The sequence below is a fragment of the Rhodococcus opacus genome (assembly GCF_012396235.1).
Lineage (GTDB): Bacteria > Actinomycetota > Actinomycetes > Mycobacteriales > Mycobacteriaceae > Rhodococcus_F > Rhodococcus_F opacus.
In genome coordinates, this window is sequence record NZ_JAAXPA010000009.1 from 93,573 (window position 1) to 120,026 (window position 26,454).

1 protein-coding gene (cut by a window edge) is annotated in these 26,454 nt (G+C 69.2%); it reads right to left on the reverse strand.

What is annotated here, in order from left to right; all coding sequences use genetic code 11:
• Positions 1-26,454, reverse strand: the 3' portion of a protein-coding gene (locus tag HGB39_RS14525) for a non-ribosomal peptide synthetase (RefSeq protein WP_064079817.1). The gene runs 7,299 nt beyond the window's last position; only the last 26,454 of its 33,753 coding nucleotides appear in the window; its start codon lies off the right edge, out of view; the stop codon is at positions 1-3.

The following is a 26,454-nucleotide window of genomic DNA, read 5'->3' on the forward strand; positions in this document are numbered from 1 at the left end:
TCAGCGCCCGGATCGCTCCTCGGCCTGAGCCACGAGCGCAGTGAGCGCGGCCACCCAGAACTCTCCGAACCGGTCCACTTCCGGCGTCGAGAGGATGCCGGGCGGGAAGGACATGAAGGCCGACAACTGCAGGCCCTCCGCGGTTTCCGAGATCACCGACTGGATGTCGAGGACGGCCTGGGCGGGCATCGCGCTCTTCTCGAATCCACCCGTGACGGGCGATTCGAAATCGGGCAGCCAGTCGAGTCCACGTACCGCCTCGGGAACCTCGGCCGCGCTGACGCGTCCGATGTAGTTGAACACGATCTGCGGTTCCGGCCAGTTCCTCATGACCGCCGACGTGTCGGGGTTCAGATACCGGAGCAGCCCGTATCCGATTCCCCGGTCCGGGATCGCGCTCAGCTGATCCCGGACCGCTTGTACGGCGTCCGCCGCGCCCGCGCCACCCCGCAGTGCATCGGCGATGTCGACCCCGGCGAGGTCGAGACGTGCCGGGTACATCGTGGTGAACCAGCCGACCGTCCGCGACAGATCAGCACCCGGCACCGTGGACTCTTCACGTCCGTGGCCCTCGAGGGTGACGACCGTCGACGAAGCCTCGACTCCGCGGTCGCGTCGCCATGCGGCCACCGCCAACGCGACGGCTGCCGCGAGAACGTCGCCGATCTCACCGTCGAGCGCACCCGGCGTGCCACCCAGCAATGCCTCGGTGACCGGTGCGGGAACATCCACCCGGGTCCGCTCCAGCGTGCTGACCAGGTCGGTTTCCAGGTCCAGCTCACGGGATCCGAGCAGCGGATCCGGGCCGGTCAGCATGTGTTCCCACACCTCGAGTTCGGCCACCCGCTCCGGCTCGACCGCCGCCTCGAGCAGACCGTCGGTCCAGCGCCGCAGCGACGTTCCGACCGGCTCGAGTGACGGCGACGTGCCGGCGGCGATCTGCGCGCCCGCGGTCGCGAAGTCCGGCACCAGGATCCGCCACGACACGGAGTCGATGACGAGGTGGTGCGGCACCACGAGGAGCCGTCCGCGCCGATCCGACTCGGCGGGGTCGAACCAGACGAACTGGAGCATCGACCCGGTGCGCGGATCCAGGCGATCCAGCGCCGCGTCGAAGGCCGCACCCGCCACCGCGTCGAACTCCGGCGAACCGGGCTCGTCGCCGGCCGCGATCTCCACCCGATGCACGGTGGCGTCGATGTCGACGCTACCCGCGGGTGCGATCTCGAGCGCGTCCTCTACACCGGACGTGACCAGGGTCGACCGCAGCACGTCGTGCTTGTCGACCACGGCGGCGATCGTCGCGGTCACCTGCTCGCGTTCGATCCCGGCGGGCAACGTCAGCATCAACGGCATGACGAACCGGTCGAAGTCGCCGCCGCGCTCGACCATCTTGCGGGCGACCGGGGTGAGCGGCACAGTTCCGACGCCACCACCCTCGTACTCCTGCAGTACGGCCGCCGCGGACTCGCCCGAATCCGCCACCGCGGCCAGCTCGGCAACCGTGCGCCGCTCGAACACATCTCGCGCGGTGAAGTGGATACCGGCCGAACGCGCCCGCGCCACCAGCTGGATGGACACGATGCTGTCGCCGCCGAGCTCGAAGAAGGAATCGTCGATTCCGACGCTCTCCCGGCCGAGCAGTTCACCGAACACGGTCGCGAGTGCACGCTCGGTGTCGGTGCGCGGCGCCCGGAAGTCGGCCGCCGACGCGAAGTCCGGCACCGGCAGCGCGCGCCGGTCGAGCTTGCCGCTGGTGCCCAGCGGAAGTTCGGCGAGAACCATCACAGAATCCGGAATCATATACTCGGGCAACGATTCCGCGACGAACCCATTCAGCGCTGCCGGGTCGAGAACCGCGTCCGGCTTCGGCACGACGTAGGCGACGAGCCGCGCACCCACCTCGCTGTTGTGGACGATGACGGCGGCCTGCGCCACGTCGCGATACCGGACGAACGCCTCCTCGACCTCGCCGAGCTCGATACGCAGTCCGCGCACCTTCACTTGGAAGTCGGTGCGGCCCACGAACTCGAGGACGCCGTTCTCGTTCCACCGGACGAGGTCGCCGGTGCGGTACATTCGCGCACCCGAATCGCCGAACGGGTTCGCGACGAACCGTTCTGCACTCAGTGCGGAACTATTGACGTATCCGCGAGCGAGTTGCGCGCCGTCGAGGTACAGCTCACCGGGAACACCGATCGGCGCCGGGTTCAGATGAGCGTCGAGCACGTACACGCGGGTGTTCCAGGCCGGCGAACCGATCGGCGCGATCGTCGCCGTGCCCGACGGCTCCACCACGTGGGCCGTCGAGTTGATGGTCACCTCGGTCGGGCCGTACAGGTTCACCAATTCCGCGGAACCGAGACCGGAAACCCGGTCGGCCGCCGACTGCGGCAGCGGCTCACCGCCCGCGAAGACCAGGCGCAGCGAACCGCACCGGTCGGCCGTCGCAGCGTCGAGGAACATGGTCAGCACGGACGGGACGAACTGGATCACCGTCACCGCTTCCGTACCCACGGTCGCTGCCATGTACTCGGGGTCGCGGTGACCGTCCGGCGACGCGATCACGAGAGTGCCACCGACCACCAACGGCAGGAACAGCTCCCACACCGAGGCGTCGAACGTGAACGGTGTCTTCTGCAGCACCACGTCCTGCGCGCCGATGCCGTAGACGTCCCGCATCCACGCCAGCTGGTTGGCCAGCGCCGAGTGCGGAATCGCCACGCCCTTCGGACGTCCCGTCGAACCCGACGTGTACAGCGCGTAGGCCAGGTTGTCCGGGCGCAACTCGGCGAGCCGCTCGGAATCCTCGACCGGGCCGTCCGCGTACTCGGACAGGTCGAAGTCCTCGACCAGGTACACCGGCACGTCCACGTCGAGATTCGCGATGTCGTCGGCCAGGCTCAGCACACAGGTCGGCATGGCACTGTCCACGACGTACGAGGTGCGGTCCGCGGGGTGCTCCGGGTCGATCGGCACGTACGCGCCGCCCGCCGTGTGGACGGCGTAGAGGCTGATCACCATGTCGAGCGAGCGTCGCATCGCGATGCCCACCACCGAGTCCGGCCCCACACCCATCGACATCAGGTGCCGCGCCAGACGATTCACGCGCGCGTCGAACTCGGCGTAGGTGAGGCGCACGTGGTCCGCCACCACGGCCGTTCGATCCGGCGTGCGAGCGACCTGGGCGCCGAACATCGACACCACGGATTCGTCGGTGACGTCGTGCCCCGAGTCGTTCCACCCGGACAGGACGAGTTCGCGTTCGTCGCCGGTCAGCAGATCGAGATCTCCCACCAGCGTGGAACTGCCGGCCGCGATGGTCTGCAGGATCCGGTTCAGCCGGGACCCGAGCCGCTCGACGGTGTCGGCGCCGAATACGTCCGGGAGGTACTTCAGGACCAGCTGTAGCTCGCTGTCCGACTGGGCCAGCAGGCTCAGCGGGTAGTGCGAGGCGTCGCTGATCTGCACCCCGGCGACCCGGAGCCCGTCGATGTCGCTGTCCTCGGTGAGACCTGCGCGGTCCACCGGGTACGACTCGAACACCGTCAAAGTGTCGAACAGCCCACCGATTCCGGCGATCTGCTGGATCTCCGGAAGACCGATGTGATGGTGGTCGAACAACGTCGACTGTTCCGCCTGCAGCCGCTCGAGCAGTCCGAGGAGCGACTCACGGGGATCGATACGCACGCGAATCGGGATGGTGTTGATGAACAGGCCCACCATCGACTCGATGCCTGCGACCTCCGGCGGGCGACCCGACACGGTGGCGCCGAAGACGACGTCGTCCGAGGCCGTCATGCGGGCCAGCAGCAGACCCCACGCCGCCTGGACGATCGTGTTCATCGTCAGGCCACGGTCCCGGGCGATGCGCGCCAGGTTCTCGCTCACCACCTCGCCGAGGTGCAGCGCGAACTCGGCCGGTTCGGGACGGTCCTCGCTGCTCGGCGCCGGGGCCAGCACGGTCGGACCGTCCAGTCCCGCCAGTGCGTGCGCCCACGCGCTGCGCGATGCGTCGGTGTCGCGTTCGGACAGCCAGCCGAGGAAGTCGCGGTAGCCACGCACGCGCGGCAGCACCGAACCGTCTCCGCGGGTGGCGTACAGCACCAGCAGGTCCTTCATCAGCAACGGCATCGACCATCCGTCGAGCAGGATGTGGTGGTTGCTGATGGAGAACCGGTAGCTGTTCTCACCCGTGCGGATCAGCAGGAACCGCATCAGGGGCGGACGACTCATGTCGAACCGCGCCGAACGATGTTCGCTCAGAACGGAACTCATCCGCTCCGCGCGTTCGGCCTCGGACAGACGGGAGAGGTCGAGCTCTTCCCACGGCAGTGCGACACGGTCGACGACCACCTGGACCGCGGTCCCCGAATCGTCGGGGACGAACGCCGTGCGCAGGTTCGCGTGACGTGCGATCAACGCCTCCGCCGCGCCGCGGAGCCGGCTGGTGTCGACGATGCCCTGGAAGTCCAGCACCACCTGGGCGGTGTAGACGTCCACCGCGTCCTCGGCGAGAACGGAATGGAAGAACATTCCGGACTGCAGCGGGGCGAGCGGCCACACGTCGGTGGCGTCGGGGTAGCGCCGCTCGAGCGCCTCGAGGTCGTCCTGCGTCACGGACACCAGCGGAACGTCGGACGGTGTGAGACCGCCGCCGTTCGGCGCGGAGGCGCGCTCGGCCAGTGCGGTCGCCGCGGCGTGCCACAGTTCGGCGAGCTCCCAGACGTCCGCCTCGTCGAGAATCTCGGTGGCGAACGCGATCTTGGCCTCGATCTGTGGACCGGACGCCGTCTCCGACGTCACCGCGTTGATGCTGAGCACCGCCGGTGCCACCATGTCGTCGTCCATGGCACCGCCGAACTCACCCGAATCGCTGTCGGGGATCCAGCCGAGATCCCGGATCTCGGCGGGCAGATCCACCGAGCCCGCGCGACCGAGGTAGTTGAACCCGATCTGCGGAGTCGGCAACGATGCCAGGGCCGGAGCGGTCTCCTCGTTCAGGTAGCGAAGCAGCCCGTAGCCGATGCCCTTGTCGGGCACGGCAAGCAGCTGTTCCTTGACCGCCTTCAGCGCCGCGCCTGTCGACGTCCCGCCGTCGAACGCGTCGTCGAGATCGGCCCGGGAGACGTCCAGCCGCACCGGGTACAGGCTCGTGAACCAGCCCACCGTACGGGAGAGGTCGGCACCGGGCACGGTCGCCTCTTCCCTGCCGTGTCCCTCGAGGTTGATCAGCACCGAGCGATCCTCGGTCCCGTTGCGGAGTCCACGCCAGCGCGCGACCGCGAGAGCGAGAGCCGCGAGCAGGCCGTCGTTGACACCTCCGTTCACGGACTGCGGGATCGTGGTGAGCAGCGCCTGCGTCACCTGCGTCGAGAACGTCATGCTCAGGCGGTCGGTCCGGGCGATCACGTCGCGTGCGGGATCGAACGCACGCTTTCCGATCAGCGGATCCGTGTCCGCGAGCATCCCGCGCCAGAAGTCGAGTTCCGCCACGCGGTGCGGCGACTTCGCCTCCTCGACCAGACCGTGCGCCCACGCACGGACCGAGGAGCCGACCGGTTCGAGCTGCGCCGGCTGTCCCGCCGTGATCTGCGAACCCGCGGTCGCGAAGTCCGGCAACAGCACTCGCCAGGACACACCGTCGACGACGAGGTGATGCGCGAGCACCAGGAGGCGGCCGCTCTGCCCCGGCAACGAGGCCGCGGGAGCGAACCACACGAACTGCGTCATCCGGCCCGACGCCGGATCCAGCCGTTCCGCCGCACGGTCGAGAGCCGCGCGTGCCAGTCTCTCGAATCCGTCCGTTCCCGGCTTGTCGGTGAACTCGATCTGCTCGATCAGGTCGTCCGCACCGAATGCGGCTTCGGTCGGGAGAGTCTCGAACGCCCAGTCGTCCCCGGTCCGGGTGAGCCGGGATCGGAGGATGTCGTGGCGTTCCAGGACAGCATCCACCGTGGCCACCAGTTGATCCCGCGTGACCGCGGGCGGGGTGGTCAGCAGAACCGCCTGCGAGAACTTCTCGAAGGTCCCTGCCGTCTCCACCAGCCAGTGCGCGATAGGCGTGAGCGGAATCGAACCGACGCCGCCGCCCGGCAGCTCCTCGAGCTTCACCGACTCGACGTCGGTGGCCCAGTCGGCCACGTCGGCCAGCGCCGAGACGGTCTTGCGCTCGAAGACGTCCCGCGCCGTGAACAGCACCCCGGCGTTCTTCGCGCGGGTCGTGAGCTGGATGGACACGATGCTGTCGCCGCCGAGGGCGAAGAACGAGTCGTCGACGCTGACGTGGTCCACACCGAGCACCTGCGCGAAGACGTCGGCGATGGCCTTCTCCATCGGCGTCGACGGCGCGCAGTACTCACTGGCTGCCGACACGAACTGCGGCTCGGGAAGCGCCTTGCGGTCGAGCTTTCCGGCGGGCGTCAGCGGCACCGAGTCGATCGCCATGATCGACGACGGCACCATGTACCCGGGCAGGGTCTCCGACACGAACGCCGACAGCTCCGCGACGTCGATCGACGCGCCCGGAGCCGGCATCACGTACGACACCAGGACGGTCTGACCGGTCTGCTCGCGGTGATGGCCCAGCGTGACCGCGAAGTCCACGCTCGGGTGGCTGCCGAGTTCGGCGTCGATCTCGCCGAGTTCGATGCGGAACCCGCGGACCTTCACCTGGAAGTCGGACCGGCCGACGTAGTCGAGGACGAGGTCGCCGGTCTCCCCGTCGTGCACCCAGCGGACGACGTCGCCGGTGCGGTAGAGCCGTTCACCGGGACCGCCGAACGGGTTGGCGACGAAACGCTCCGCCGTCAGGGCGAACCGGTTGTGATAGCCGCGTGCCACGCTCGGACCCGCCACGTACAGCTCACCCGCGACCCCCACCGGGACGGGCGTGAGCCGGGAGTCGAGCACGACCACGTCGACGCCCCGGGTGGGACCACCGATGGTGACGGGCCGATCCGCCTTCATCGGGTTGCTCGACGTGCTCCAGATCGTCGCCTCGGACGGGCCGTACAGGTTGAACATGCGCCGGCCCGGTGCCCACTTCTGCATGAGTTCCGGCGGGCAGGCCTCGCCGGCCACCGACAGCACCTCGATGCCTTCCAGCCCGGCCGGGTCGACCGTGGTGAGGGCCGCGGGCGTGATGAACGCGTGCGTGACCTTCTGCTTCTTCAGCAACCGGGCGAGTTCGTCGCCGCCGTAGACGACGCCGGACGCGATGACCATCGTCGACGCGGCGGCGACGGCGTGCAGCAACTCGAACACGGACGCATCGAAGCTCGGCGAGGCGAAGTGCAGCACCCGCGACTGCGGGGTGAGCCGGAGCCGCTCGACCTGTTCGGTCGTGACGTTCGCCAACCCGGTGTGGGTGACGACGACGCCCTTGGGCAGACCAGTCGACCCCGACGTGTAGATGACGTACGCCGCGTCGTCGACCCGTGTCGGACGGATGCGGTCGGCGTCGGTGACGGCCTCGGAGGACACGGACGCGCAGTCGCCGTCCATCTCGTCCTCACCGAGCACCAGCCACCGCACGGTGTCGGGCAGCTCGCCGACGTGGGCGCCGGTGGTGAGACCGACCTCCACGCGAGAGTCCGTGACCATGTGCAGGATCCGGTCGAACGGGTAGCTCGGATCGACGGGCACGAACGCCGCGCCGGTCTTCGCGACCGCCCAGATGGAGAGGATGGATTCGACGGAACGCGTCAGCGCCAGCGCGACGAAGTCGTCGGCCCCGATGCCCCTGCCGATCAGGACGCGGGCGAGACGGTTCGAGCGCTCGTCGAGCTCACGGTAGGTGACCTGCTCGTCGCTGCACACGACGGCGACGGCGTCGGGGTCGACCGCCGCGGCGGCGGCCAGGATGCTCGACAGGAGCTCGGGTGCGGCACTGTCGGCGCCGCGGACGGGTGCCAGCACCTCGTGCTCGTTCTCGCTCAGGACGTCGATGTCCCCGATCAGCACGGACGCGTCGGCGGTGATCGCCTCGAGGATGCGCTGGAAACGGAACGCGAACGACGCGATGGTGCGTTCGTCGAACAGATCCGTCGCGTAGGTGAAGACGCCCCGCATCGGCGCGTCCCCGTCCGCGTCGGCTGCGTCCGCGAGCGTGAGCTGCAGATCGAACTTCGCGGCGCTGATGCCACCGTCGAGTCCCTCGACCGTCAGGCCGGGCAGCTCCAGGTGCGCCTGCTCGATGTTCTGGAACGCCAGAGCCACCTGGAAGAGCGGCGAGAACGCCGTCGAACGTTCCGGCTGGAGGATCTCGACCAGCCGCTCGAACGGCACCTCGGTGTGCGTGAACGCACCGAGGTCGTGCTGACGCACCTGCGCGAGGAGGTCGGAGAACGTCGCGTCGACGTCGACCTGCGCGCGCAACACGAGCGTGTTGACGAACATGCCGACCAGATCGTCGAGCGCGGCCTCGCCGCGGCCCTCGATGGCAGTACCCACCGCGATGTCGTCCGTGGCGCTCAGCCGAGCGAGCAGCACCGACAGTGCCGCGTGCGCGACCATGAACAGCGACGCGTTGTGCTCGCGCGCCAGCGCCCCGAGCCGACCGCGCAGTTCCGCGTCGATCTCGAAGTCGAAGTTCGCGCCGCGCATCGACTGCGCGGGCGGCCGCGGCCGGTCCGTCGGCAACGGCAGCACGTCCGGCAGACCGCTGAGCGTGGTCCGCCAGTAGTCGATCTGCTTGGTGGCCAGCGAATCCGACGCGTTCTCGTCGCCCAGCAACTCGTGCTGCCAGAGCGAGAAGTCCGCGTACTGGACGTCGAGCGGAGCCCAGGCGGGTTCGGAACCGGCGGCGCGGGCGCTGTAGGCGATCACCACGTCGCGTGCCAGCGGTGCCGTCGAGGCGCCGTCGGACGAGATGTGGTGGACGACGATGACCAGTACGTGCTGCTCGGCGTCGATCCGCAGGAGACGCGCGCGGACCGGGACGGCCTTCGCGACGTCGAAACCGGCGGTGACGAGGGAGATCACGCGCTCACGCAGGGTGTTCTCGTCGGCGACGTTCTCCACGTCCAGTGAGGTGAAACTCCGGGCCCGCGACAACACGACCTGGCCCGGACCGGCGCCGGTGTCGGGGTACGTCGTGCGCAGCGTCTCGTGCCGTTCGACGACGTCGCCGAGTGCCTGTTCGAGCGCCGCGACGTCGAGGTGGCCCGTCAGCTTGATCGCCAGCGGAATGTTGTACGCCGCCGACGCCGTGTCGAACTGGTTGATGAACCACATGCGGGACTGCGCCGGGGACAGCGGAATCCGGGCCGGACGCGGCTGGGGCACCAGCGCCGGGCGGTTCGCGCCCGCCGAATCGGACTGCTCGGCGCGTGCCGACAGCGCGATCACCGTCGGAGCCTCGAACAGTTCGCGCACACCGATCGACGTGTCGAGCGCGGCATTGACGCGGGCGACCACGCGCGTCGCGACCAGCGAGTTGCCGCCGAGGTCGAAGAAGCTCGTGTCCACGCTGACCCGCTCGTGACCGAGCACGTCCGCGAAGACTCCGGCGACGATCTCCTCGACGGGGGTGCGCGGACCCTTGTAATGGTCCGCGGCGCCACCGAACTCGGGTTCGGGGAGCGCCTTGCGATCGAGCTTGCCGTTGATGTTCAGCGGCAGCGCATCGAGGGCGATCAGCGCGGACGGCACCATGTACCCCGGCACCGACCGGCCGGCGAACGTGAGAACGTCGGTGTCGTCGACGGAGTTGCCTTGCTCCGGCACCACGTAGCCGACGAGCCGGTCCCCGGTGTGACGGTCGTGGTGGACCACGACGACGGCCTGCGCCACCGACGGATGCGCCACGAGCGCCCGCTCGATCTCGCCGAGTTCGATCCGGAAACCGCGGACCTTGACCTGGAAGTCGCTCCGGCCGACGTAGTCGAGGTTGCCGTCGCGGTTCCATCGCACCAGGTCACCGGTGCGGTACATCCGGTGTCCGGCGTCGCCGAACGGGTTGGCGACGAACCGTTCCGCGGTGAGGTCGTGGCGGCCGAAGTAGCCGCGCGCCAACTGCTCGCCCGCGAGATAGAGCTCACCTGTGACTCCGGCGGGAACGGGGTGCAGACGCGAATCGAGAACGTAGGTCTGCGTGTTCCATTCGGGCCTGCCGATCGGGACCGAACCGTCGCGCTCGTCGCCGCACCGGTAGTGGGTGACGCTGACGGCGGCCTCGGTGGGGCCGTACAGGTTGAAGATCTCCGCGTTCGAGACGTCGCGGAAGCGGAGCATCGTGTCGGCGGGCAGTGCCTCACCGATGCAGAGCACCCGTGTCAACAACACCAGCTGGGCAGGCTCCGCCACCGCGACGAACGCCGACAGCAGCGAAGGCACGAAGTGCACGGTCGAGACCTGCTGCTCCGCAACGAGTGCGGCCAGGTACGACGGGTCGCGGTGGCCGTCCGGTGTGGCGACGACCAGACGTGCACCCGCGGTCAGCGCCCACCAGAACTCCCACACCGACAGGTCGAATGTCGCCGCCGTCTTGAGCAGCACCGAATCCTCCGCGGTGAGCGGGTATTCCGACTGCTTCCACCGCAACTGGTTCGCGATCGCACGGTGCGCGATCGCCACACCCTTCGGGCGACCGGTCGAGCCGGACGTGTAGATCACGTACGCGGCGTTCTCCGGCCGCAGCGGTGCGATCCGCTCCGAATCGGTCAGCGGGGCCGGGTCCATTCCACCCAGATCCAGTTCGTCGAGGAGGAGGTAGTCGACCCCGCCCGGCAGTCCCCCGACGACGGCGCGGGTCGCCAGGACGCAGACGGGTTGCGCGCTCTCCAGCACGTACGCGGTGCGCTCGGCCGGATGGTCCGGGTCGATCGGCAGGTAAGCGCCGCCGGCCGCGGCGATCGCGTACATGCCGACCAGCAGTTCCACCGAGCGCGGAATCGCCAGGCCGACCACGGTTTCCGGGCCGACCCCGCGGCCGACGAGGTGCCGGGCCAACCGGTTGACCCTCGCCGAGAAATCGGCGTACGTCAGCGACTCGCCCTCGAACACGAGAGCGGTGACGTCCGGGTTCTCCGCGGCGGCGGACGCGAACATGTCCGCGAGCGTCGTCTCCGGCAGCGCCCGCTCGGTGTCGTTCCATCCGGACACCACGAGCGCGCGCTCGTCGCTGCCTGCGAGGGGCAGGTCGCCGACCGCGGTCCGCGGCGAATCCACCGCGGCGGCCAGGACGCGGCGGAACATGTCCGCGAAACGCTTGACGGTGGCGGCGTCGAACAGGTCGGTGGCGAACGTGAACACGCCCGACATCTGCTCCCCCTCGGGGCTGTCCCCCAGGATCAGATGCAGGTCGAACTGCGCGGTGTCGCCCTCGACCTCGAGCGGTGTGACGGTGAGGTCGGGCAGTTCCAGCTCGGCCTTCGTCGTGTTCTGGAACGAGTAGCCCACCTGGAAGATCGGGTGGTGGGCCATCGATCGTGCCGGGTTCAGGACCTCGACGAGGCGCTCGAACGGGACGTCGGCGTGCGAGAACGCCTCGAGGTCTGCCTCCCGGGCACGGTCGAGGATCTCGTCGAACGTCTGCTGCCCGTCGACCTGTACACGCAGTGCGAGGGTGTTGACGAACATGCCGACGACGTCGTCGAGTTCGCGCTCACCGCGGCCTGCGATCGGGGTGCCCACCGAGATGTCCTCGGTGCCGGACAGACGGCTGAGCAGCACCGCGAACGCGGCGTGCACGGCCATGAACACGCTGGCGTTGTGCCTGCGGGCCAGTGCTGCCAGACCGCGGTGCACCTCGGCGTCGATGGTGAAGTCGATCCGCGACCCGCGCAGGGACTGCACGGGCGGTCGCGGCCGGTCCACCGGCAGCTCGAGGAGGTCGGGCACGCCGGCCAGCGTCTTCTTCCAGAAGGCCAGCTGGGCGGCGATCAGGCTGTCGGGGTCGTCCTCGCTGCCGAGGAGTTCACGCTGCCAGATCGCGTAGTCCGCGTACTGCACCGGCAGCGGCGCGAAACCGGGTTCCCCGCCGGCCGCCCGCGACGCGTACGCCACCATGACGTCGCGCACGAACGGCGCCGTGGACTCGCCGTCGGTGGACACGTGGTGCACGACGAGTGCCAGCACGTAGTCCTGCGGGCCGACCTCGAACAGTCGCGTCCGGATCGGCGGGACGTCGGCGGTGACGTCGAATCCGGCGGTGACCATCTCCACCAACTGCTCGCGCAGTTCGTCGTCCGACACCGCGGCGGGCGTCAGGTCCAGCCGGACCTGGTCGGCGGGGAGGATCACCTGGTGCGGGCCCTCCGGCGAGTCCGGGTAGATCGTGCGCAACGACTCGTGCCGGTCGAGCACGTCGAACACGGCGGATTGCAGCGCGTCCACGTCGAGTGCACCGGTCAACCGGACCGCGAGCGGGATGTTGTAGGCGGGCGAGTCCGGGTCGAAGCGGTTGATGAACCACATCCGTGACTGTGCCAGCGACAACGGGACGAAGGCAGACCTCTCCCGCGGTGCGAGGACGGGTCGCTGTCGGATGTTCTCGTCGGGGGTGCCGATGCGGGCGGCGAGGCCCGCGACCGTCGGCGCCTCGAACAGTTCCCGCACTCCGATGCGACGACCGAAGACCTGTCCGGCCCGCGAGACGACACGGGTGGCGCTCAGCGAGTTTCCGCCGAGGTCGAAGAAGCTGTCGTCCACGCTGACCTGCTCGAGTCCGAGCACGTCGGCGAAGATGCCTGCGATCGTCTCTTCCGCCGGCGTCGTCGGGGCACGGAACTCCGCCCCCGCGGTAACGAACTCGGGCTCGGGCAGCCGCGCGCGATCCAGCTTGCCGATGCCTGTCAGCGGGATCTCGTCGAGGAGGATCACGACGGACGGCACCATGTACGGCGGAAGCGTCTCGCCGACAACCGACTTCAGCGATTCCGGATCGACCGTCGCGCCGTCGGCGGGCAGGACGTACGACATGAGGGTCGTCAGCCCGGCCGGGTTCTCGCGACCCACGGTCACCGCGAACTCGACGTTCGACTGCGCGGCGAGTGCGGCGTCGATCTCACCGAGTTCGACGCGGAACCCGCGGACCTTCACCTGGAAGTCGGACCGGCCGACGTACTCCACCCGATGTCCGTCCGCCCAGCGCACGACGTCGCCGGTGCGGTACATGCGCGCGCCGGGTTCACCGAACGGGTTGGCCACGAACCGCTCCGCCGTGACCGACGGACGGTTGTGGTAGCCGCGGGTCACCGACGGGCCGCAGATGTAGAGCTCCCCGGGCACTCCCTCCGGCACCGGACGCAACCGCGAATCGAGGATGAGGGATTCGACGCCACGCAGCGGCGAACCGATCGTCACGCGCTCACCCGCCACCATCGGTTCGGTGATGGTGACGATGACCGTGGTCTCGGTGGGACCGTAGGCGTTGCGCATCTCGCGGCCGGGAGCCCACCGTGCCACGAGTTCCGGTGTGCAGGTGTCGCCACCGACCACGACGGACGTGACGGAGTCGAGCCCGTCGGGGTCGACGGTCATCAGCGCGGTCGGTGTCATCACCACGTTGTTGACCCGTTCGCGGCGGATCAGGTCGGCGAGTTCGTCGCCGCCGTAGACGTCCGCGGGCGAGATCACCAGGGTGGCGCCCGCGCTGAATGCGGCGAGCATCTCCCCGACCGACGTGTCGAAGCTCGGGGACGCCACGTGCAGGAATCGGGAGTTCGGCGACACGACGTAGTGCTCGCGCACCTCGCGGGTGAGGTTCGCCAGACCGCGGTGGGTGACCACCACACCCTTCGGCTTACCCGTCGAACCCGAGGTGTAGATGAGATACGCCGGGTGGTCGACCGTCAGCGCGCGGCGCAGATCGGCGTCCTCCACCGCGCCCGCACTGCGCGCACCGATCTCCTCGGCCGCCGCCGCCTCGTCGAGGACGATCCACGGCACCGTGCCGGGAAGGTCGTCGTGATGGCGTGCGACCGTCAGTCCGAGGACCGCCGCCGAATCGGACAGCATCTCGCCGACCCGCTCGAACGGAAGCTTCGGGTCGAGGGGCAGGTAGGCGCCGCCGGCCTTGGCAATCGACCAGATCCCGAGGATGGATTCGACGGAACGCGTGATCGCCAGTGCGACATAGTTCTCCGGCCCCACGCCCCGATCGATCAGGACACGCGCCAGCTGATTCGACCGCTCGTCGAGTTCCCGGTACGTGACCTCGCGTCCCTCGAAGGACACCGCGACCGACTCCGGCGAGATCTCGACACCCGAACGCAGCAGTTCGGGCAGTGTGCGCGGTTCGATCGACTGTGGCCCGCGGACCGGGGCGATCGCGGCCTTCTCCGCGGCGTCGAGGATCTCGATGTCGCCGAGGACCACGTCGCGGTCGGCCGACACGGCACGGAGGATCCGGCCGAACCGGTCCGCGAAGGCCAGAACGGTCTGCTCGTCGAAGATGTCGGTCGAGTAGTTGAACGTCGCGGCGATGCCCGCGGCGGCCCCGTCGGCGTAGCGCTCGCCGACGCTGAGCTGGAGGTCGAACTTGGCGACCTCCAGCGGGGCGTCGAGCGCGGAGATCTCGAGACCCGGGAACTCCATCCGGACCGATTCGTTGTTGTCGAACGACAGCGCCACCTGGAACAGCGGCTGATGCGCCGTCGACCGCGGGACGTCGAGTACCTCGACGAGACGCTCGAACGGAACGTCGCTGTGGCCCAGCGCGTTCAGATCGGTCGACCGCACCTGCGCGAGCAGGTCGGCGAAGGTGTCGTCGGGACGGACCGACGCCCGCAGTACGAGTGTGTTGACGAACATGCCCACGAGGCGGTCGAGTGCAGGGTCGCCGCGACCCGCGACCGGCGTGCCGATCGCGACGTCCGTCTGGTTCGACAGGCGTTCGAGCAGCACCGCGAGTGCCGCGTGCACGACCATGAAGAGGGTCGAGTTCGATGCGCGCGCCACGGACAGCAGCGCCCGGTGCGTCTGCGCGTCGATCGAGAAGTGCGCCGTCGCCCCCCGCATCGACTGCACCGCCGGACGGGGGCGGTCGGCCGGAAGTTCGAGTACCTCGGGGAGCCCGGCGAGCGACTCCTGCCAGTACGCGAGCTGACGGGTCATGACCGACTCAGGGTCGGACTCGTCGCCGAGAACGTCGCGCTGCCAGAGAGCGAAGTCGGCGTACTGCACGGGAAGCGGCTCCCACGCGGGCGCGGTGCCGGCCGTGCGGGCGGCGTAGGCGGTCATCACGTCCGCGAAAAGCGGAGCGAGCGACGCTCCGTCTGCGGAGATGTGGTGGATGACGACCATCAGGACGTGGTCGTTCTCGCCGATCTCAAAGCACGCGACGCGGACGGGCACCGTGTCGGTCACGTCGAACCCGGTGGCAGCGAGGGCGGCCATCCGGGCGTAGAGGTCCTGCTCGTCGGCGACGAGCGTCACCCTCAGGTCTGACACGACGTCGGCGGTCGGGAGGACCATCTGGTGCGGGGTGTCGCCGTGCACGGGGAAGACGGTGCGCAGCGACTCGTGCCGCTCGAGGACGTCCGCCCAGCCGCGTGACAGCGCGTCCAGGTCCACGGCCCCGCTCATGCGAACCGCGAGGGGCAGGTGGTACGCCGGCGACGTGGTGTCGAACTGGTTGACGAACCACATCCGCGATTGCGCGAGGGACAGCGGCACGCGGGCGGGCCGGTCTGCGGGGACGAGCGGGATGCGCTCCCGACCGGACGTTCCGATGCGTTCGAGCAACGCGCTGACACCCTCGACCGTCGGGTTCTCGAACACCTCGCGGACCGTGAGTTCGGCGCCGAGCGCCACGTCGAGGCGCGCAACGACCCGGGCGGCACTCAGTGAGTTGCCACCGAGGTCGAAGAACGAATCGGTCGCGCCGACGTGCTCCACGCCGAGGACCTCGGTGAACGCCCCGGCGACGATCTCTTCCATCGGCGTGCGCGGGGCGACGAACTCCCCTGCGTGCACCTCGAAGTCCGGCTCCGGCAGCTGCTTTCGGTCGACCTTGCCGTTGTTGTTCAGCGGCATCTCGTCGAGAACGACGAGTGCGTCGGGCACCATGTGCGGCGCCAGGTTCTCGCCGACGGCCGCGAGCACGGCCGCCGCGTCCGGTGCGTCTCCCGACTGTGCCGACAGGACGACGTAGCCGACCAGCCGCTGGCCCTGGTCGCTGTCGTGGACGACGACGACCGCCTGGTAGATCGACGGCTGCGCGAGCAGCGCCGACTCGATCTCGCCCAGCTCGATGCGGAGCCCGCGGATCTTCACCTGGAAGTCGGTGCGGCCCAGGAACTCCAGGTTCTTGTCCGGGCGTCGGCGGACGAGGTCGCCGGTGCGGTACAGACGCGTCCCGGGTGCGCCGAACGGATCGGCGACGAACCGCGAGGCGGTCAGGCCCCGCAGCCCACCGTATCCGCGGCCGACCGCGATCCCACCGACGTACAGCTCACCCGTGACACCGTCCGGGACTCGCCGCAACCGCGCGTCGAGCACGTGCAGGGAGACGTTCGCGAGCGCAGTGCCCGTGGGCACGCGGAGTTGTCCGGCCGCGGCGTCGTTCGCCGTGATCTCGTAGCGGGCCACCACGTCCGAGGCCTCGGTCGGACCGTAGCTGTTGACGATACGGACGCCTTCCGCGAGCAGCGGCTTCAGCGGCACGATATTGACGGATTCACCGCCGAGGAAGATCATCCGCAGCGACGACAGCGCGTTGTCGTCGTCGAGGTCGACGAGCACCTCGAACGCGCTCGGAGCCATGTTCACGACATGGACGTCGTTGTCGGCGATCGTGCGCAAGATCGACTGCGGCTCGAAGCCGTCCACTGCGAGGTACACACCGGCGCCGGACGACAGTGCGCCCCACACGTTCTTCTGGGTGAGGTCGAAGCCGGGCGCGGAGGTGACGAGCACGCCGTCACCTGATGACAGGCCCGTCTCCCGCCGGTACCAGTCCAGCATGTTCACGAAGCCAGCCATCGGGACGAGTGTCGGTTTCGGCCGCCCGGTGGACCCGGACGTCGAGATCACGTACGCCAGCCGGCCGTCGGCGCCGGGCTCCGTCCAGCGGTCTGCCGGATCGGAGTCGTCGTGCGCTGCGAGTGCCCGTGCCACGCCGGGGTCGTCGAGGACGAGGACCTCGGCGGCGACGGCGTCGGTATCGGGCCATGCGGTCGTAGCGACCACGGCACGCGCCCGGCTGTCTTCGATCATCGCCGCGATGCGTTCGACCGGGTAGGCCGGGTCGACCGGGGCGTACGCGGCCCCGACCTTCCATGCGGCGAGCATGCCGACGACCCACTCGACGGACCGCGGTACGACGAGGGCGACCACGTCGTCCGCACCGACGCCGCGGGACTCGAGTTCCCGCGCGAGCTGGTTCGCCCGGCAGTTCAGCTCGCGGCGGGAAAGACGGACACCGTCGGCGTCCAGCGCGAACGCGTCGGGGTCGGCCTGAACGTGCCCCACCCAGGACATGAGGACGCCCGCGAGCGGAGCCGAGGGGTCGGAGGCGGTGGTCGTCTCGGCGATGACCCCGGCGAGCATGCCCGCGAATCGATCCGCGAACCCTTCGCCGGATGCACCGTCAAGGATCCCCGGCAACAGGGTGGACAGTGCGACGGTCACCGCGGCCTCCGGCCCGACGCCCACACTCGCCAGGGTGCGAGCGAGTTCACCGGACTTCTCGTGCCACTGACCGTAGGTAACGTCGGTGCCGTTGTGCGACAGTGCGATTCCGTCGGGATTGATCGACGCCGCGGCGTCGAGGAGTTCCGGCAGCGGACGGTTGGCGAGTTCCTCCGCCACAGTGTGCGATCCGAGCGACTCGACGGCGCCGTCGTCGGCGCCGTCTGCCAAATCGGCGTGCTCGTCGGCCGACAGGATGTCGATGTCGCCCACGATCACCTCGCTGTCGGCCGTCACGGCACGGAGAATCCGCAGGAACCGGTCCCGGTACCCCGCGATCGTCGCCTCGTCGAAGATGTCGGTGGCGTAGTCGAACACTGCACGTGTGGCACCGTTCGCGTCCGAGCCCTGCTCGTCGATACCGAGGGTGAGGTCGAACTTCGCGAGCGTCGACTCGGTGTCGAGCGCGGTCACGGTGAGGCCGGGTAGTTCGAGCCGCGCGGTCTCGTTGTTCTGGAAGGTCAGCATCACCTGCACCAGTGGGGCGTAGCCGGCGGCCCGGCCCGGGGCAAGCACCTCCACGAGGCGTTCGAACGGTGTGTCGGTGTTCCCGAACGCACCCAGATCGGTTTCCCGGGCACCCCCGAGCACCTCGGCGAACGTCGCCGACTGGGAGACACCGGTACGCAGCGCGAGGGTGTTGACGAACATACCGACCAGGTCGTCGAGTGCGGCATCACCGCGACCGGCGACCGGCGTGCCCACGACGACTTCGTCCGATCCGCTCATGCGGGACAACAGCACTGCGAACGCGGCGTGGACCACCATGAACGGGGTGGCCGAGTGACGTCCGGCGAGTTCGGCGAGTGCCGCCCTCAGGTCGGCGTCGATCTCGAACTCGACCCGGGCTCCCGCAGCCGACCGGTTCGGTGTGCGGGGCCGGTCGAGAGGCAGATCGAGCAGGTCGGGGACACCGGCGAGAGTGTCCTTCCAGTACGCCAGCTGACGCGCGGACTCGGACTCCGGGTCGTCTTCGGACCCGAGCACGTCCCGCTGCCACAGCGCGAAGTCGGCGAACTGTACCGGCAGCGGCACCCATGCGGGGGCGTCGCCCTGTGCCCGGGCGCTGTACGCGACGAGCAGGTCGCGCGCGAGCGGCGCCATGGAGCCGCCGTCCGCGGAAATGTGGTGGATCACTACGACGAGCACGTGTTCGGTACTGCTCTCGCCGCCTACCCGGTAGAGCGCGGCGCGAACCGGGACGGCCTTCGCGACGTCGAAACCGGTCGTTGCGAGGGCGAACACCTGCCGGTGCAGATCGGTGTCGTCGGCGACAGGCGCGACCGCGAGGTCGATTCCTACCTCGTCCGGGGTGCGCACGACCTGGTACGGTCCCTCCGGCGAGGAAGGGAACAGCGTCCGCAGCGATTCGTGCCGTACCACGACGTCCCGCAACGCGGTCTGCAACGCCGCGACGTCGAGCGATCCCGTGAGCCGTAGCGCGAGTGGGATGTTGTACGCCGCTGAAGCCGGGTCGTACCGGTTGGCGAACCACATCCGCTGCTGTGCGAGAGACAGCGGGATGCGGTCGGGGCGCGGACGCGGAACGAGCGCGGGGCGGGCGGCAGTACCGGCGCCGTGTTCGGCCACGCGCCGGGCGAGACCGGCGACGGTCGGTGCCTCGAAAAGTTCACGAACGCCGAGGTCGGTGCTGAGCGCCGTGTTCAGCCGCGACACAACGCGAGTCGCGACGAGCGAGTTGCCGCCCAGATCGAAGAACGAGTCGTCCAGTCCGACCCGCTCCACACCGAGCACGTCGACGAAGATATCCGCCACGGTGCGCTCGACGTCTGTCTCGGGAGCCAGGTATTCCCTTCCCGCCGTCAGGAACTCGGGCTCGGGCAGGGCGCGGCGGTCGAGCTTGCCCACCGGGGTGAGCGGGATGGCGTCGAGGGTCACGATCGTCGACGGCACCATATATGTGGGCACGAACTCGCCCACGAAATCCAGCATCCGGGTGACGTCCACCTCGGCGCCCGGCACCGGGAGCACGTACGACACGAGGACCGAATCCCCGGACGGTCCGGGCAGGACGGACGTCGTGGCGAAGTCGACGGCGGGGTGCTTGGCGAGCACCGCGTCGATCTCGCCGAGTTCGATGCGGAATCCGCGGACCTTCACCTGCTGGTCCGAGCGGCCGACGTAGTCGACGGTCAGCGCGCCGTCCGCGTCCTTCGTCCAGCGCACGACGTCCCCGGTGCGGTACATCCGGTCGCCCGGCTCACCGTACGGGTTCGCGACGAAGCGTCCCGCGGTCAGCGGCGTGCGCCGATGGTAACCACGGGCGAGTCCGAGACCCGACAGATAGAGGTCACCTGCGATACCGACCGGAACGGGGCGGAGCCGATCGTCGAGGACCAGTGCGCTGGTGCCGCGGATGGGACCACCGATCGTGACCGGACCGTCGGCGGCCATCGGGTCGCTGATGTTGGTCATGATCGTGGTCTCGGTGGGACCGTATCCGTTGAACAGCGAGCGTCCGGGTGCCCAGCGCGCCGCGAGTTCCGCCGGGACGGCCTCGCCGCCGGCGACGACGAACTGGAAGTCGTCGAGCCCGGACGGATCCACGGACGCCAACGCCGAAGGCGTGACGAAGCCGTGCGTGACGCGGTGCTCGCGCAGGAACTGCGCGAACTCGGGTCCGCCGTACACGTCGGTGGGAGCGATCACCATGGTGGCGCCGGCGCCGACCGCGAGCAGCAGCTCGAGGACGGACGCGTCGAAACTCGGCGACGCGAAGTGCAGCGTCCGAGAGTCCGTCGTCACCTGGTAACGCTCACGCTGTTCGGCCGCGAAGTTGGCGAGACCCCGGTGGGTCACGACGACGCCCTTGGGCTGCCCGGTGGTGCCGGACGTGTAGATCACGTAGGCGCTGTTGGCCGGTGTCACCGCCGTGCGACGCTCTGCCTCCGCGACGGGAGCCGTGGAGTACCGCGCGGCGGCGTTCTCGAAGTCTTCGCTGTCGAGGACCAGCCAGTCGACGTCCGCCGGAAGCCGGCCGACCTCGGAGCTCACGGAAAGCCCGAGCGACACACCGGAATCGGTGACCATGTGCGCGATGCGCTCGTCCGGGTACCGGGGGTCGATCGGCACGTATGCGCCGCCGCTCTTGGCGACGGCCCAGATGCCGACGATCGACGCGATCGAGCGGGTGGTACCGAGCCCGACGAACGTCTCCGCGCCGACTCCGCGCTCGATCAGGATGCGCGCCAGACGGTTCGAGCGCTCGTCCAGCTCGCGGTAGGTGATGCTCTCGCCGCCCGAGACGACCGCGTCACCGTCGGGATTCGCGGCGACGGCCGCGGACAGCAGTTCGACGAGAGTCGTGGGCGACGTGCCCTCGATACCGCGGACCGGTGTCAGTTCCTGGGTCTCCTCGGCGTCGAGGATGGGGATGTCCCCGACCGCGACGTCGGTTCCGCCGCCTGCGACGGCGGCGAGGATCCGCACGAAACGGTCCGCGAAGCCCTGCACGGTCTCCGCGTCGAAGATCTCGGTGGCGAACCCGAGGACGCCGGTGATCCCGGTGGGCGCACCCTCGTCCGACCACAGTTCGCGCAGGTCGACGGTGAGGTCGAACTTGCTGAACTCGACGTCCACGGCACCGGGTGTCGCTTCGAGTCCGGCGAACTCGAGCGACGGGATGCCGTTGACCTGATGGGTCAGCACGACCTGGAACAGCGGCGAGTACGCCGTCGACCGGGTCGGCTTCAGGGCGTCCACCAACTGCTCGAAGGGGACGTCCTGATTACTGAACGCGGCGAGGTCCTGGGTGCGGACCTGCTCGAGCAGTTCGGCGAAGGACGTGCCGGGCTCGACCTCGGTCCGCAGCACCAGCGTGTTGACGAACATGCCGACGAGGTTCTCGAGCGCCTGGTCACCGCGCCCCGCCACAGCGGTTCCGATGGCGATGTCGGTGCTCGAACTGAGCCGTGCCAGAAGCACGGACAGCGACGCGTGCAGCACCATGAACAGCGACACGTTGTGTGCGCGCGCGACCTCACCGAGACGACGGTGGATGTCCTCGTCGACGGAGAAGCCGACGGAAGCACCTGCCATCGACCGCACCGTCGGGCGGGGCCGGTCGGTGGGGAGGGCCAGGACGTCGGGCACACCCGCGAGGGTCTTCGACCAGAAGTCGATCTGCGCCGCGGCCAGGGAATCGGGGTCGTCCTCGGAGCCGAGCACGTCCCGCTGCCACAGCGCGTAGTCCGCGTACTGAACGGGCAGCGCCGGCCACGCGGGCTGCGTCCCGTCCAGATGGGCCGCGTAGGCCGTCATGACGTCGCGGGCCAGCGGCAGCGTGGACGCGCCGTCGGACGCGATGTGGTGCATGACCAGCACCAGCACGTGGTCGGTCGCGCCGAGCCGGAACAGGCGGGCCCGGACCGGGATCGTGTCGGTGACGTCGAAGCCGGTGGAACCGAATTCGAACATCCGGTCCCGCAGGTCGTCCTCGCGGACGTCGACCGGCTCGAGAGCGAGGTCGATGCCGGCGGCGGGCAGGATCACCTGGTGCGCACCGGAATCGGAGTCCGGGAACACGGTCCGCAGCACCTCATGCCGCGCGACGACGTCGGAGAGCGCCGCAGCCAGTGCGGCGACGTCCAATTCGCCGCGCAGTCGCACGGTGAGCGGAACGTTGTACGCCGGCGACGACGGATCGAAACGGTTGAGGAACCACATCCGCTGCTGCGCGAGCGACAGCGGCAACTCCCGCGGGCGCTCGCCCGCGACCAGTGCAGGCCGGGTGGAACCGTGGTGGGCCCGGTCCTCGACGAGCTTCGCGAGGGTGGCAACGGTCGGAGCGTCGAACAGATCACGGATCCCGACCTCGGTGCCGGTCGCGGACGTGACACGGGCAGCGACACGGGTGGCGCTGAGTGAGTTGCCGCCCAGATCGAAGAACGACTCGTCGACACTCACCCGCGTCGCGGAGATCACGTCACCGAAGATGCCGGCGACGACCTCTTCGAGCGGGGTGCGCGGTGCGACGAATTCAACCGTGCTCGTGGCGAAGACCGGCTCCGGGAGGGCCTTGCGGTCGACTTTGAGATTCGCGTTGAGCGGCATCTCGTCGAGCACCATCACCGTGTCCGGGATCATGTGCGACGGCAGGACGTGCCGCAATCCGTCGAGCGTCGCATCGACGTCGAGTTCGGCGCCTGCGGTCGCGGTGACGTATGCGACGAGCCGGGGACCCTGCTCGCTGTCGTGGACGACCACCACCGACTTCTGCACCACGTCGGTCGCGTTGAGTGCGGATTCGATCTCGCCGAGTTCGATCCGGAGACCGCGGATCTTCACCTGGAAGTCGCTGCGTCCCACGAACACGAGCCCGCCGTCGGCACGCTCGCGGACGAGGTCACCGGTCCGGTACATGCGGGCACCGGGCCCCTCGAACGGGTTCGCCACGAATCGTGACGCGGTGGTGCCGAACATGTTGCCGTACCCGCGGGCCAGGACCTGGCCGCCGATGTAGAGGTCACCGGTCACTCCCGGCGGCACGGGGCGCATCCGGCCGTCGAGCACGTGGTACCGGACACCGCGGAACGCGGCGCCGAACGGAACGGGCCACGACTCGGCGTCTTCGGTGGTGAGGTCCAGTTCGTACGAGGAACAGGTGACCGATGCCTCGGTCGGGCCGTAGTTGTTGAGGAGGCGCGAGTCCGTGCCGATCAGCGCCGTGCAGGCTGCCGGTCGCAGCATCTCACCGCCGAGGAGGACGACCTTCAGATTGGGCAGGACACCGTCGGTATCCAGTTCCGTGAGAACCTCGAACGCACTGGGTGCCAGGTTCGTGATCTGGACCTCGCCCGTGCCGATCATGCGGAGAATCGGTCCCGGATCGAAGCCGTCGTCGGCGAGGTGGAGCACACCGCCGTACGCGAGACCCACCCAGATGTTCTTCTGGGTCTGGTCGAACAGCGGGGAATTCGCAATCAGTAGTCCGGTGCCGTCCTTCACCCGGAGGTCGCACTGGTACGACTGATAGTTGTTGGACAGGCCCAGCATCGGCACCATCGTGGGCTTGGGCCGTCCGGTCGACCCCGACGTCGAGATGACGTGTCCGAGGCGCTGGCCGGCATGCTCGTCCGACCACGGGTCGTGCGGGAAGTCGGTGCCGTCCAGCGTTTCGAGGTGACGCACCGTCTCGGGGTCGTCGAGCACGATCGGGTCGTCGAGCGCCGAGTTCCCGGTGGGTGCCTCGGTGAGCCCGCTCCAGGACCGGGTGGCCACCACGGTCCGCGTGCCGCTGTCCTCGATGAGGCCGGTGATCCGCTCCATTCCCCACTTCTGGTCGAACGGGGAGTACGCCGCGCCGACCTTCCAGGTGGCGAGCATCCCGATCACCCATTCGACCGAACGGGGGGTGAGCAGTGCGACGACGTCGTCGGGGCGGACACCACGGGACAGCAGTTCGCGTGCGAGCTGGTTGGCCCGGCGGTTCAATTCACCGCGGGTGGTCTCGACGCCGCCCGCCACGACGGCGCGGGCCAGCGGGTCGCGCTCGACCCACTCCTGCCAGCGCGTGACGAAGAGTTCGAGCGGCCATCCCGACGTTTCGGCGACCTCCACCTCCGGCGTCGCAACGATTTCCGGTGCGGGCACGGCGATCTCGATGTCGCCGACCAGGGCGTGCGCGTCCGCGATGACCTGGTCGAGAATGGTGCCGAAGCCGTCCTTCCCGTCCTCGGACGGCGGGGCCATCATGATCGTGGGAACCAGACCGGACAGCACCACGGAGACGATCGCGTCCGGACCCATCCCCCGCTCCGACAGCGGCGCGGACATCAAGCGGAGCCGCTCGTCGAACTCGCGGTACGTCACCTGCATACCGTCGTGGGCGACCGCGACGGCGTCGGGGGCGACCTCGACCGCAGCGGCCAGAAGCTGCGGCAGCTCGCGAACTGTCATCGTGCGGGCAGGTCGCGCTTGGCTCAACTTTGCTCTCTCGTGTTCGGTGAGTATGTCGATGTCGCCCACAGCGACATCGGGATCGGTGACGACGGCCTCGAGGATCCGCACGAACCGTTCGGAGATCCGTTCCGCGGTGCTGCGCTCGAACAGGTCGGTGGCGAACGTGAACCGGGCGCCGAGGCCTGCCGGTTCACCCGACTCGTCGGCCTTCTCGGTGATCGTCAACGTGAGGTCGTACTTGGCGCCCTGCGCCATGTCCTCGATCACGCGCACGGTCAGCCCGGGCAGTTCGAGCGCATCCATCCGGTTGTTCTGGAACGACAGCATCACCTGGAACAGCGGCGAGTATGCCGCCGAGCGTCGGATCCGCAGTGCCTCCACGATCTTCTCGAACGGCACGTCGGAATTGCCGAACGCGGCCAGGTCGCCTTCGCGGACCCGTTCGACGAGATCGGCGAACGAATCCCCCGGCCGCACATGGGTGCGCAGGACCAGGGTGTTGACGAACATGCCCACCAGGTCGTCGAGCGCCTGATCGCTGCGTGCGGCGAGCGGGGTGCCGACGGTGATGTCGTCGCTGTTGCTCAGCCGCGACAGCAGCGTCGTCAATGCCGCGTGCGTCACCATGAAGAGCGAGGCACCGCGTTCCTTGCCGACCGCTTCGAGGCCGCGCCGCAACTCGGGGGTGATCGCGAAGTCGATCGAATCGCCCCGCATCGACTGCCTGGCCGGGCGTGCGTGGTCCAGCGGAAGATCGATCAGCTCGGGTGCCCCGGCGAGGGTGTCGGCCCAGTGCGCGATCTGCTTGCCCGCGAGCGACTGGGTGTCGGCGGGGTCGCCGAGGACCTCGCGCTGCCACAGCGCGAAGTCGGGATACTGCACCGGCAGCGGCTGCCACAGCGGAGCGGCACCGGCGGTGCGCGCGCTGTACGCGACCATGACGTCGCGCGCGAGCGGCGACATCGATGCCCCGTCGGCGCAGATGTGGTGCACGACGAGGACGAGCAGGAATTCGTTCTCGCTCGTTGCGAATAACCGGATACGCAGCGGGGGCGCGACCGTCACGTCGAATCCCTCGGTGGCGAATTCGGTGAGGGCCGTGTGGAGTTCGGCCTCGCTCACCGGGACGGGCGTCAGGTCGAAGGGAACCTGCTCGGTGTCGACGACCTGCTGGTACGGGCCGTCGCCGGAGTCGGGGAACACGGTCCGCAGAGACTCGTGCCGCGCGAGCACATCCGACACGGCCGCCGACATCGCGTCGATGTCGAGCGAACCGGACAGACGCACGGCGAGTGGGATGTTGTACGCCGAGGACGCCGTGTCGAACCGGTTCATCAGCCACATGCTCTGCTGAGCCATCGACAGCGGAACCCGCTCCGGGCGCGGCCGCGCGATGAGGACCGGCCGGTCGGAGCCCGTTCCGGCCTGCTCGGCCACCTTGACCGCGAGCCGTTCCACGGTCGGCGCCTCGAACAGCTCGCGCACACCCAGACGGGTGCCCGCGGCAGCGTTGAGCCGGGCGACCGCCTTCGTCGCCACGAGCGAGTTGCCGCCGAGGTCGAAGAACGACTCGGCGACACTGATCTTCGCGAGCCCGAGCACGTCGGCCAGCACACCGGCGACCAGTTCCTCGGTGGGCGTGCGCGGCTCGATCATCTCGCCCTGCAGGGCGTCGAAGTCGGGCTCGGGCAGAGCCCTCCGGTCGAGTTTGCCTGCGGTGGTGAGCGGGATCTCGTCGAGGACGACGACCGCGCTCGGCACCATGTGCGCCGGCAGCGTGTCGCCGACGAAATGCGTCACCTCGGCCACGTCCACCGCGGCGCCCGCGGTCGGCAGCACATACGACACGAGGGCGGTCGAACCCGACGGCATCGATGTGCCGAGGGTGGCCGCGAA